This is a genomic window from Tahibacter sp. (assembly GCF_035481375.1).
GTDB lineage: Bacteria > Pseudomonadota > Gammaproteobacteria > Xanthomonadales > Rhodanobacteraceae > Tahibacter.
Genome location: NZ_DATIGT010000070.1, coordinates 1 through 8,003, shown reverse-complemented (window position 1 = coordinate 8,003; position 8,003 = coordinate 1). Strand labels below are relative to the sequence as shown.

7 protein-coding genes are annotated in these 8,003 nt (G+C 66.9%); 6 read left to right on the top strand and 1 reads right to left on the bottom strand.

Features of this window, described 5'->3' with window-relative positions; translation table 11 throughout:
• The first annotated feature begins 233 nt into the window (after positions 1–233).
• The 4 genes from VLF18_RS04010 to VLF18_RS03995 all read left to right on the top strand — a co-directional run bounded on the left by VLF18_RS04010 (position 234) and on the right by VLF18_RS03995 (position 4,094).
• The gene (locus VLF18_RS04010; RefSeq protein ID WP_325278330.1) at positions 234–680 is read left to right on the top strand and encodes a helix-turn-helix transcriptional regulator; all 447 of its coding nucleotides are present in this window, start codon (positions 234–236) and stop codon (positions 678–680) included.
• A gap of 31 nt (positions 681–711) precedes the next feature.
• Entirely contained in the window at positions 712–1,122 is a 411-nt protein-coding gene (locus tag VLF18_RS04005; RefSeq protein ID WP_325278329.1) for a VOC family protein, read from the top strand.
• A 204-nt stretch (positions 1,123–1,326) separates the two neighbouring features.
• On the top strand, positions 1,327–1,554 hold the full coding sequence (locus VLF18_RS04000) for a hypothetical protein (RefSeq protein WP_325278328.1): 228 nt from the start codon (positions 1,327–1,329) through the stop codon (positions 1,552–1,554).
• Between the two features lie 146 nt (positions 1,555–1,700).
• A complete protein-coding gene (locus VLF18_RS03995; RefSeq protein WP_325278327.1) occupies positions 1,701–4,094 on the top strand; it encodes an excinuclease ABC subunit UvrA in 2,394 nt (797 codons plus the stop codon).
• Between the two features lie 14 nt (positions 4,095–4,108).
• Here VLF18_RS03995 and VLF18_RS03990 read toward each other — a convergent pair whose 3' ends face one another.
• Positions 4,109–6,763, bottom strand: coding sequence for a serine/threonine-protein kinase (locus VLF18_RS03990; RefSeq protein WP_325278326.1), 2,655 nt, complete (start codon positions 6,761–6,763; stop codon positions 4,109–4,111).
• Positions 6,764–6,851: 88 nt separating this feature from the next.
• Between VLF18_RS03990 and VLF18_RS03985 the strand changes: the two genes are divergently transcribed.
• Together VLF18_RS03985 and VLF18_RS03980 are read left to right on the top strand one after the other, a co-directional pair.
• The gene (locus VLF18_RS03985; protein ID WP_325278325.1) at positions 6,852–7,445 is read left to right on the top strand and encodes a hypothetical protein; all 594 of its coding nucleotides are present in this window, start codon (positions 6,852–6,854) and stop codon (positions 7,443–7,445) included.
• 126 nt (positions 7,446–7,571) lie between these two features.
• The coding region (locus VLF18_RS03980) for a hypothetical protein (RefSeq protein WP_414717180.1) at positions 7,572–8,003 on the top strand (432 nt) is incomplete at its 3' end.

Below are 8,003 nucleotides of genomic sequence, written 5' to 3'. Positions count from 1 at the left end.
TTCTGGGCCGCGGTCGCGTCGCCTGCCGTGCTCGCCGACATCGTCTTCAGGAACGGCTTCGACGCGGGAACGCGCTGATCCGGCGACACGGACAGAATTGTCGCGCGAAAATCCGCGGCCCCGGCCGCGGAAGTTCACAAGACAAGATGTAGAACGCATGGCGCGCTGTGCCGTTCGTGCGCATCGCCGCGAACCGGCTTGAGCCTCCGGGACCGTCATGCCACGATCCCGCGATGACCGTCAAACCCGACGCGACCCACTTGCGCGACCTCGCCCGCCTCCGCCGCGTCCGCGATCGGATCGATCGCGAATATGCGCAGCCGCTCGACGTGGAAGCCCTCGCGCGCGGCGTGCACATGTCGGCCGGGCATCTGAGCCGCGAATTCCGCCGCGCCTACGGCGAATCGCCGTATTCCTATCTGATGACCCGGCGCATCGAGCGCGCGATGGCGCTGCTGCGCCGCGGCGACCTCAGCGTGACCGAGGTCTGCTTCACCGTGGGCTGCTCGTCGCTCGGCACGTTCAGCACGCGCTTCACCGAACTCGTCGGCGTGTCGCCCAGCGTCTACCGGCGCGACGCCGCCGAGGCGACGAACGGCATTCCGTCCTGTGTCGCCAAGCAGGTGACGCGACCGGTCAGGAATAAAGAAGCGCCAGCCCCCGAGTCCGACCTAGCATGACTGCCACCCACATCCCTGGAGCACGACAGCCATGAATCTCAGCATCCACGCCAGTTTCCTGCCGCATACCGACGCCGATGCGGCGCTTGCGTTCTACCGCGACACGCTCGGCTTCGAAGTCCGCAACGACGTCGGCTACAACGGCATGCGCTGGATCACGATAGGCCCGCCCGGCCAGCCGGCCACCTCGATCGTGCTGCACCCGCCGGCCGTCGGCCCCGGCATCACCGACGAGGAGCGCCGCACCATCGTCGAGATGATGGCCAAGGGCACCTACGCGACGCTGCTGCTGGCCACGCCCGATCTCGACGGCGTGTTCGAGCGGCTGCAGGCCGCCGACGCGGACATCGTCGAGGAACCGACCGACCAGCCCTACGGCGTCCGCGACTGCGCCGTCCGCGATCCGGCCGGCAATCTGCTGCGCATTCAGCAGCGCGGATAATCGTAGGGCGCAATAACCGAAGGGCATTGCGCCGTCGGTAGCCTCGCCGTTGAGTTGTCGGCGCAATGCGCTTTGCCTGTGTTGTCGGCGCAATGCCCTTCGGTTATTGCGCCGTACGACTCGCCTCTCGTTCCACGCTGCGTAGAAGTTCCGCCCCCGCATCCGCGGGATCATTGCAAGCGTCCATCCCTGCAGGAGGTCACGATGAACTGGAACAAGTGGATTCGTCAGTTTCACCGCTGGGTCGCGATCGTGTTCACGCTGAGCGTGATCGCGACGTTCATCGCGCTGGCGCAGGAGAAGCCGGTGGTCTGGGTGTCGTACGTGCCGCTGCTGCCGCTCGCGCTGCTCGTGCTGACGGGGCTCTATCTGTTTGCGTTGCCGTATTTCAATCGGCGGCCGGTCGTGTCGCCGGCGCCGGGCGAGCGTTGAGCCGGCGCTGACGACGAAACGGCGAAACCCATCCCCGCCCAACCCTCCGGCCCGTCGGGCTGAAAGGCTGTCGGACCTGTGGTTCCGAACGACGGCCTTTCACCCGTGAAACGGAGGCTTTCGATGTCGCAGTGCCCGGAGCACCGATGAGCAAGAGCCCTAAGAAAAACGCCGCCGCGGCGACTGCACCCGCGGTCGCCGAGCATCACGACCGCATTCGCGTCCAAGGCGCGCGCGTCAACAATCTCAAGGACGTCAGCGTCGAGATTCCGAAGCGCCGGCTGACCGTGTTCACCGGCGTGTCCGGATCGGGCAAGTCCTCGCTCGTGTTCGGCACGATCGCGGCCGAGTCGCAGCGGCTCATCAACGAGACCTACAGCGCATTCGTGCAGGGTTTCATGCCGACGCTCGCACGGCCCGACGTCGACGTGCTCGAAGGACTGACGACGGCGATCATCGTCGACCAGCAGCGGCTCGGCGTCGATCCGCGCTCGACCGTCGGTACGGCGACCGACGCGAATGCGCTGCTGCGCATCCTGTTCAGCCGGCTCGGCAAGCCCTACGTCGGACCGCCGAGCGCATTCGCGTTCAACGTGCCGTCGGTCAAGGCGGCCGGCGCGATCACGGTCGAGCGCGGTGCGAAGACCAAGACGGTGCGGGAAACCTTCACGCGCCTGGGCGGCATGTGCACGCGCTGCGAGGGACGCGGCTCGGTCTCCGACGTCGACCTGACCCAGCTCTACGACGACGGCAAGTCGCTCAACGAAGGCGCGATCACGATTCCGGGCTACAGCATGGAAGGCTGGTACGGGCGCATCTTCCGCGGCTGCGGCTTCTTCGATCCGGACAAGCCGATCCGAAAATTCAGTAAAAAGGAACTCGACGCGCTTTTGTACAAGGAACCCACCAAGATCAAGGTCGACGGCATCAACCTGACCTACTCCGGCCTGATTCCGACGATCCAGAAATCGTTCCTGGCCAAGGACATCGACGCGCTGCAGCCGCACATCCGCGCGTTCGTGGAACGCGCGATGACGTTCACGACCTGCCCCGAGTGCGACGGCACGCGCCTCGCCGGGACGGCACGCGCCGCGAAGATCAAGGGCATCAACATCGCCGACGCCTGCGCGATGCAGATCAGCGACCTCGCCGACTGGGTGCGCAAGCTCGACGCACCGACCGTCGCCCCGCTGCTGGCCGCGCTGCGGCACACGCTCGAATCCTTCGTCGAGATCGGTCTGGGGTATCTCTCGCTCGCGCGGCCCTCGGGCACGCTGTCGGGCGGCGAGGCGCAGCGCACGAAGATGATCCGCCATCTCGGCTCGGCGCTGACCGACGTGACCTACGTGTTCGACGAACCCACGATCGGCCTGCATCCGCACGATATCCAGCGCATGAACGAACTGCTGCTGCGGCTGCGCGACAAGGGCAACACCGTCCTCGTGGTCGAACACAAGCCCGAGGCGATCGCGATCGCCGACCACGTCGTCGACCTCGGTCCCGGCGCCGGCAGCGCCGGCGGCACGATCTGCTTCGAGGGCACGCTGGACGGACTGCGCGCGAGCGGCACCGTCACCGGCCGCCATCTCGACGACCGCGCCGCGCTCAAGAAGACCGTACGCAAACCCAAGGACAAGCTTCCGGTCCGCGGCGCAACGACGAACAATCTGCGCAATGTGGACATCGACATTCCGCTCGGCGTGCTCGTCGTCGTCACCGGCGTGGCCGGCTCCGGCAAGAGTTCGCTGATCCACGGATCGATGCCGGCCGACGCCGGCGTCGTCGCCGTCGACCAGGCAGCGATCCGCGGCTCGCGGCGCAGCAACCCGGCGACGTATACCGGACTGCTCGATCCGATCCGCAACGCGTTCGCGAAAGCCAACGGCGTGAAGCCCGCGCTGTTCAGCGCGAACTCCGAGGGCGCCTGCCCGACCTGCAACGGCGCCGGCGTGATCTACACCGATCTCGCAATGATGGCCGGCGTCGCGACGACCTGCGAGGACTGCGAAGGCCGGCGCTTCCAGGCGTCGGTGCTCGAATACACCCTCGGCGGCCGCAACATCAGCGAGGTGCTGTCGATGTCGGTCACCGAGGCCGCGGCGTTCTTCGACAGCGGCAAGGCGAAGACGCCGGCGGCGGCAGCGATCCTGCAGCGGCTCGCCGACGTGGGCCTCGGCTATCTGAGCCTCGGCCAGCCGCTGACGACATTGTCGGGCGGCGAGCGCCAGCGCCTGAAGCTGGCCACGCACATGGCCGACAAGGGCGGCATCTACGTGCTAGACGAACCGACGACCGGACTGCATCTCGCCGACGTCGAACAACTGCTCGCGCTGCTCGACCGGCTCGTCGACGCGGGCAAGTCGGTCATCGTCATCGAGCACCATCAGGCGGTCATGGCGCATGCGGACTGGATCATCGACCTCGGTCCGGGCGCAGGGCACGACGGCGGACGCGTCGTGTTCGAGGGCACGCCGGCCGAACTCGTGAAGAAAAAGGCCACGCTGACGGGCAAGCATCTGGCGGCCTACGTCCGCAGTTGAAGGCGGGTTCGCGGTCAGTGTCCGGCCGGCAGGTCCAGGCGGGCGCGCAGTGCATCGGCCCGTCGAACAAGCCCTGCGCTACGCTGCTGCGCCGCGATCAGGTCGTCCTGCGGCAGCTCGCGCAGCAGCCGCAGGGCTTCGGTCCGATCGCGATCGGCGAGCAGTTCGGCGAGTTCGACGCGCGCAATCGCACCTTCGGCAAGATCCGCAGGCATCAGCGTCACCGACTCGCGCAGCAGCGCCTCGGCTTTCACCGCGCCGCCGGGACTGCCGGAGCGGATCAGCCAGCTGGCGTAGGCTGCCGCAAATGTCGCGTATTCGCTGGTACCCGGCCCACAGCCGATCCGCGCGATTTCCGTCGCGCGCGCATGCAGCGCCGTGATCTTTGCCGGATCGGCCCGCATCTGCTCGTACAGCAGCGCCTGCTCGTGCGCGGACACCGCAAAGTTCCGGTGAGGGCGGTCACCGTGGATGGCCTGGAAAAGTTTCTCCGACTCGAGCAGGCGTCGCTCGGCTTCCGCGAAGTCGCCGAGCTGACGCGCAATCATGCCCAGATCCTGCAGCGTGAAGGCGACATGCCAGGATTGCTTGCCGTATAGCCTGGTCTGCGCGGTGAGCAGCGACTGCTGCAGCGACTTCGCTTCCTGGGGGCGCCCCAGCGCCAGCACGACCTCGGCGCGCTGGCGCCGGAGCAGATAGCTGTCGGCTCGCTCGCCGCCATAGGTTGCAAGGATCAGCGCTTCGGCTTCGAGCAGATTCTTTTCGACTTTCTTCAGCCGTTCCGGCGTCCATGCGCTGCAGCGCGAGCCGACGCGCACGGCCGTGATGAAACCCGGTACCACATGTCGCTCGCGCAGCTCGTCGGTAATCGCATCCAGGCGCGCACAGCTCTCGGCCTCTCTGTGCCGGGCGAGTGCACGCAAGCGGTAGGCCTGCGCATACCACGACACCTCGACGCCTTTTCCCGCCTGCTCGAACAGCGCAATCGAGCGGTCCGCCATCTCGACTGCCTCGTCGAACCGCAGGACGAAAAACAGGATTCCGGTAGCGCGCTGCATCTGCTGGGCGAGCGCCATCGTGTCGGACTCCTGCAATTGTTCACGCAGGCGGACCGACTGCACGATCAAGTCCGCGGCGTTGTCGAGGTCGTCCAGCGACGCGTAGACCTCGGCCAGCGTTCCGATGACCTTGGCTTTGGTCAGCGGATCCTGCAACTGCTGATCGAACTGCGCGCGCGCCTGGGCCAGAACTTCGTCGATATCGATCTGCCGGCGACGCGTCACCGACTGCGCGGGGGGATCGAACGATCCGACCGACGCTGCGCGCGTCAGGATCGTCGTCAGGAACTGCGTGACGCTTTCGGCGCGACGCGCTTCCGCGACCGCGCGATCGCGCTCCACCGCCGTGCGCAGCGACTGGCGCTGCAGCAGCCAGGTGAAGACCAGCAGGCCCGACAGCACGAGCGCCGCGGCGCCGAGCGGACGCCAGTGGCGTCTGACGTAGCGCGCGACCCGGTAGACGCGGCCGACATTGCGCGCATGCACGGGGTCTCTCGCCATATGGCGCCGGATGTCGTCGGCGAGGTGCTCGACCGACTTGTAGCGCTGCGAAGGCTCTTTCTGCAGCGCATGCAGCACGATCGCGTCGAGATCACCGCGCAGATGCCGCGAAAGGGACTTTGCACCGTGGAGTCCCCAGGCGCGCGCCGCCTCGTCGCCTGCGCCGAGGACCACCGCGCTCGGCAGCGTCGGCGGCTGTTCGCAGACGAGACGTTCGATTTCGGCGGCGCTCCGGTCCCTGAGGTCGAACACCGGTTGTCCGCAGAGCAGTTCGTAGAGCAGCGTTCCGAGCTGGTACACGTCGCAGGCGACTGCGGTGCTCGACCCGCGCACCTGCTCCGGCGCGGCGTTGCGCGGCGAAAAAAAACGGTGCTGCGCGGCGGTGCGTTCGACATCGAAGCCTCCGGCCACGGGGAGCGACTTGGCGATGCCGAAGTCGATCAGCCTGGGCAGGCCGTTCGCATCGACGAGCACGTTCGCCGCCTTGATGTCGCGATGCAGGACGAGGTTGCCGTGCGCGTATTGCACGGCTTCGCAGACGCCGAGAAACAGCTGCAGCCGCTGCGCCGGCGACAGCTGCCGCGAACGGCAATACGCGTCGATGGTCTGTCCCTGCACGTACTCCATGACGTAGTACGGCTCGCCCTGGCCGGTGATGCCGGCGTCGAACAGCCGCGCGATGCCGGGATGATCGAACGCGGCGAGAATCTCGCGCTCGCGCTCGAACCGCCAGACCATCTCGGCGTTCAGGGAGCTCGAAGGCAGGATCTTGATCGCCACCTGATGCTGCACGAGACCGTCGACGCGCTCGCCCTGGTAGACCACGCCCATGCCGCCGCGGCCGATTTCCGCGACGACGCGATAGGCGCCGAGGCGCGAGCCGATCGCGCTCGGCAGCGCGAGCTGTGCGAGCGAGACGAAAATGTCGGCGGTGCGGGCGTTCCAGCGCGCGTCGGCGCTGAGCAGGTCGGCGAGCGCGTCGGCGAGGGCGGGATCCTCGCTGCGCAGCGAGTCGATGAGCCGCGTGGTTGCCGCCGGATCCAGATCGAGCGCGGAGTTGAACAGACTGCGCAGGCGTTGCCACTGCGGCGTGGACAGAGTCGTGCTCATTTCGCACGACTCGGCACGAATGCGCTGCCGGCGAACTTCACCTGGCAGCTCGTCATGGGGCTCGACATTCCCGATACCTGAAGATTTGATGGACCTCGACGCGAACACGAGCCCGCCGCCGGGCATCGACATCGCCGACGCCTGCGTGCGGCGAGAGCCAGCGCCGGAAGCTTACGACGCGCAGGGCCAGAAATGCGGCATCCACGTGCGCGGCGAACCGACGACCGGACTGCATCTCGCCGACGTCGAACAGCGGCTCGCCCTGCTCGACCGGCTCGTCAACGCGGGCAAGGCGGCCGTCGTCATCGAGCACCCTCAGGCCGTCATTGCACATGCGGACTGGATTATCGATCCGGAACGGGCGCAGGGCATGACGGCGGACGCGCCGTGTTCGAGGGCACGCCGGCCGAACTCGAGAAGAAGCGCGCGACGCTTACCGGAAAGCATCTGGCGGTTTACTTCGGCAGCCGGGTCCGGACGCGCGTTCCCATCAGGGCTGCGCAGGCAGGCCCAGGCGTGCACGTCGGGCGCGGCATTGCGCGGCGAGAAGAAACGGTGCTGCGCGCGGGATACGAAAGGCGAACCGATTGTCGCAGCGTCCGTTCTTGTGACGTTGCGGCAAACACCCCGAATCGATGCATTCTTCGACAACGATGCATTTTTCGAAAACCACGAATGCTGAAGCAGCGATGGACTTTCAGGATGGACTACTGGCCGCATTGACTTCGTGATAGGCCAAGTTCCCAAGTGACGCTTTGTGAATTGTCGCATTCACCGACTTCCCTGACGCCACCTGCGGAGAGAGCTCATGTCCACGCCCACCCTGAGCGCATCGGTCACCACCACCCCGCCGCTGACCGTGAGTCAGCTCTACGCGCCGAAATCCACACCCGGCAATGTCGGGCTCTGCCTGTCCGGCGGCGGCACGCGCGCGTGCTGCGCGGGCATGGGGCAGCTGCGCGCACTCGCGTATCTGCAGGCCAACGGCACGAGTCTGCTCGGACAGATCAAGGCGCTGTCGACGGTCTCGGGCGGGTCGTGGCTCGGCACGCCGTATCAGTACATGCCGAAGGGCCAGGCCAGCGACGCGACGTATCTGGGCACCTACGACGACAACCAGGGCGCGCTGACGACCGCGGATCTCGCCTCCCTGCCCGACGGCAATGCCGGCGTGCCGATGACGACGATCATGTTCTCGCTCGAAGGCATCGCCGGTACCGCGGTGCTGCTCTACGAGCTG